Below are 359 nucleotides of genomic sequence, written 5' to 3'. Positions count from 1 at the left end.
CTATTTATACGAAGCTCGTCCAAACTTTTACAACTTTGATAGTAGCGATGCTTTTTTTATCAGTACTAAAGGCAGTAGAATTACAGGACAAACCCTCTACAATCGAGTATTAGCAATAGCCAAAGCCACATCTGATAAAGCTATTATAGAAAAGTCGATTACACCCCATATACTCCGTCATAGTATTGCAACCCATTTATTAGAAAAAGGAGTGCCTATCGAGAGTATCAAAACATTTTTAGGACATAGTAGCTTAGCATCTACACAACTCTATACACACTTATTAAAAACAATTAGCGATGAATAAGACCAAAAAAAGTACCTCCAATTATGTAGACTTTATGAGCTACTTACAAACC

The 359-nt window shown here is 34.5% G+C and carries 1 protein-coding gene; it reads left to right on the top strand.

Annotation, left to right across the window (positions count from 1 at the left end):
* A partial coding sequence (locus tag LCI24_RS16950; protein ID WP_274641429.1) for a tyrosine-type recombinase/integrase occupies positions 1 to 307 on the top strand: 307 nt, incomplete at its 5' end.
* Positions 308 to 359: the final 52 nt, after the last annotated feature.

It is taken from the genome of Tenacibaculum larymnensis (assembly GCF_028829235.1).
Taxonomy (GTDB): domain Bacteria; phylum Bacteroidota; class Bacteroidia; order Flavobacteriales; family Flavobacteriaceae; genus Polaribacter; species Polaribacter larymnensis.
This window is presented reverse-complemented; position numbering and strand designations above follow the sequence as displayed.